This is a genomic window from Bacillota bacterium (assembly GCA_012727955.1).
In the GTDB taxonomy this organism is placed as follows: domain Bacteria; phylum Bacillota; class Limnochordia; order DTU087; family JAAYGB01; genus JAAYGB01.
On the sequence record JAAYGB010000057.1, the window covers coordinates 1 to 3305 of the forward strand.

Sequence of the window (3305 nt, forward strand, 5' to 3'; positions counted from 1 at the left end):
AATCAGGGTCAAGGTGTACTGTTGCTAACCGAAGGACTAATCTATTGGCCGTCCATCACGATCTCGGGCGGCCTTTTGTTCTGCCGCTAACTAGGATTCTGTGGTTACATCCTAATATTTCCCAAGAACTTTGGGGAAATATCATTTCCCGGGAAATAATTTAGGATATATTTCCCCTTTGCATGTTGAGAGTATCTTGTCTTGTTATTTCCTACAATCCAAGAAGGTCAGGGTCTTCACGAGCCAAAGGGGAGATACACCCATTGCGCTAGATCCTCGCTACAGTTGTCTTCAGCGGGGAACAGCCTGCATATTAGGAGGGATATAGTGGACATCAATGCCGAGTTTGTACCAGGATTAGAGCTAAATGAAAGGTTCTATCACCAGATTGTCCGAGAGATCATCGCTTCCCAGTTTCCCACCCTAGACTATTCGGCGGCCTTAATTGGCCCCGGGTCCGATGTCCTGGGCTTCGATACTCCTCGCTCTCGGGATCATGATTGGGGTCTTCGGCTGCAGCTCTTTCTCTCAGGGCCTGACTACCAAGCCGTGGGAGCGGAACTAGACCGATGCCTTCGAAGGAGCTTGCCCAAGGAGTTTATGGGGTATCCCGTTGGTTGGTCGGAGCCGGACCTAGCCGATGGGGGAACCAGGCAAATGGAATTCAATGGGGGAGATGAGGTCAACCACAACATCAGGATTACTACTATCGAGGCCTATGTCCAGTCCCATTTAGGGATAAAGCCGGAAGAGGACATTGATATCGCCCACTGGTTATCCTGGCCGGAACAGAAACTGCTGGAATTTACCAGTGGCAAAGTTTTCCATGATGGCGTGGGCCAATTAGTATCCCTACGGGAAAGACTAGCCTATTACCCTCAGGATGTGTGGTTGTATCGGATGGCGGCTCAGTGGATGCGGCTGTCCCAAGAGGAGCCCTTCATGGGACGCTGCGGTGAATTGAACGACGAGTTGGGCTCAAGGCTGATCGCCTCAAGGTTGATCTGGGATATGATGCGGCTTTGTTTTCTGATGGAGCGCAGATATGCGCCTTACAGCAAGTGGTTGGGGACGGCCTTTTCCACCCTTGAATGCGGCCCGAGGCTGACGAAGAACTTCTTGAAAATCCTAGAGGCCCACAGTTGGCAGGAGAGGGAGGAATACTTAATCGCTTCATACCAGAGCCTAGTGGACATGTTCAATGAACTGGGTATCACGCCAAGAATAGAGGCGGATATCAAGTGTTTCTTTGACCGGCCCTACCGGGTCTTGTACGCCCATCGCTTTAGTGAGGCTCTACTCGAGCAAATTAGTGACCAACGGCTCCAAGGGAAAGGGTTCATTGGTGCCGTTGATCAGTTTGTCGATGCCACCGATGTGACTACTGATATTCTTCTGTGTCGTAGCATTGGGGAGATCATCTTCCGGTAGTTTGTGGGTGGATGGGCGATTCTTGCTGACAACGACGGACCCTGTATCACCGGCTAGGAGGAGCATCATCCATGGGTTATGTTGAGGAGCTGCGAGCTATAGTAGGGCGAGGCCGCTAATTTTGGTGGGGGCGGTAACCATTATTGTCGATGATGCGGAAAGTATTCTACTTCAACAGCGTTACCATCCCCACGGAGCCTGGGGGCTACCCGGTGGCCTAATGGAACTGGGTGAGGTCATCGAAGACACAGCCCGGCGTGAGGTCTATGAAGAAACGGGACTTACCATCGAGGAACTGGACTTCGTTGGAATCCTCTCAGACCAAGATAATTTCGTTGAGCTGCCTAACGGGGACCAGTTTTGCGCTGTCACTGTGGCCTACACTACCCGTGTCTTCAAAGGGATCTTGAATTTCAACGATAGTGAGTCCCTTGACTATAGGTTCGTTGACTTAAGTGGTTTTCAGGGACAGATTGTCAAAAGCCATCGAAGGATAATCGATATGTATTGGGACAAGTTCAGGGCTCGAGCCTGTTGAGCCACTAGCAGGTCAGGCCGTCACCACACTCTTAGGAGAATAGACGCGAGGGGAGCGGAGGGTGCAATGTATACCAAGGAACAGCTAATCAATCACATTAGTCAGTTAGGCATTAAATCCCAAGACACACTTCTCATCCATTCGTCGATGAAGGCCATCGGCCCAGTGGAAGGCGGAGCCGATACTGTTCTGGATGCCTTTATCGACTACATGCAGGATGGGTTGCTGGTCTTTCCCACGCACACGTGGAAGCAGATTAACAGCGAATATAACGTGTTTGATGTGGCTAACGAACCCTCGTGTGTGGGAATTCTGACAGAGCTTTTTAGGAAGCGCCCCGGGGTAATTCGCTCTTGGCATCCGACCCATTCCGTGGCGGCACTGGGAAAGGATGCTGAGCAGTATGTCGCGGGCGAGGAGAAGTGGGATACCCCTTGCCCGCGACAAGGGTGTTGGGGGAAACTATATGATCGGCGGGCCAAGATTCTGTTTATCGGCTGTGACTTAACCCGCAATACGATTATTCACGGCGTCGAGGAGTGGAACAATATTCCCAATCGGTTGACTGCAGAGCCCCGACCCTTGAAAATCCTTACTCCCGCCGGGACCCTGTTAGACCGTCCTCTATATCGACATTACAACCCGATTACCGATGTATCCAGCAACTACGGGAAACTGGAGGCTCCCTTAGTCAGCAAGGGTATTGCCCGCATTGGTAGGTTTGGCGATGCTAGAACCATTCTTTGTGATGTAGTACCTATGGTGGACCTAACGAGTTCATTTCTAAGGCGTAATCCCGATCTCTTCTTAGATGACAGGCCGATCCCGGAGGAGTGGTATCGCTAGAGCTGATATAGGACTGGGTCAGCCGATCAAGAATACTGCTCCGTAGATAAAATCGTAAGCACCTATGGGTTTATCTTCGGGTAGAAGGCTATCGACTACCTTATCGCTCAGCAGAAGACTTACATCCGCTGGAAGTTCTATAAAACCGTCCTGACCAATTAACCCATGAACTCACCTATCGTTCTTGCTTGATGAATATCCGGATAAATAAAACCCTCTGCCTAGGTAGTGCAGGCAGAGGGTTCTAAATATGTCTATGGCGGCCCCGGCAGGAATCGAACCTGCGGCACGCGGTTTAGGAAACCGCTGCTCTATCCCCTGAGCTACGGTTTGGCCATCCAGAAAAGCTTTTGTAGAGCTTGTTGTCGTCATTATACAACAAGGTACTCTCCGCAAGAGTATCCTTTTAAGAGTACAGCCCTAGAGCTTACGCAAATCTAGTTACTAAGTCCCACATGCCTCTTCCAATAGGTATGACGCCACATCAAAG

At 50.6% G+C, this 3305-nt stretch carries 2 protein-coding genes, 1 tRNA gene and 1 pseudogene; 3 read left to right on the forward strand and 1 reads right to left on the reverse strand.

What is annotated here, in order from left to right:
• The first annotated feature begins 327 nt into the window (after positions 1-327).
• The 3 genes and pseudogenes from GX030_09415 to GX030_09425 all read left to right on the forward strand — a co-directional run bounded on the left by GX030_09415 (position 328) and on the right by GX030_09425 (position 2815).
• Positions 328-1431 (forward strand): DUF4037 domain-containing protein, encoded by a 1104-nt coding sequence (locus GX030_09415; GenBank protein ID NLV92593.1) that lies wholly within the window; start codon positions 328-330, stop codon positions 1429-1431.
• Between the two features lie 71 nt (positions 1432-1502).
• Positions 1503-1969: pseudogene (locus GX030_09420) on the forward strand (NUDIX hydrolase).
• 66 nt (positions 1970-2035) lie between these two features.
• The gene (locus tag GX030_09425) at positions 2036-2815 is read left to right on the forward strand and encodes an AAC(3) family N-acetyltransferase (GenBank protein NLV92594.1); all 780 of its coding nucleotides are present in this window, start codon (positions 2036-2038) and stop codon (positions 2813-2815) included.
• A 257-nt stretch (positions 2816-3072) separates the two neighbouring features.
• Here GX030_09425 and GX030_09430 read toward each other — a convergent pair.
• Positions 3073-3151: transfer RNA gene (locus GX030_09430), tRNA-Arg, on the reverse strand.
• Positions 3152-3305 lie beyond the last annotated feature (154 nt).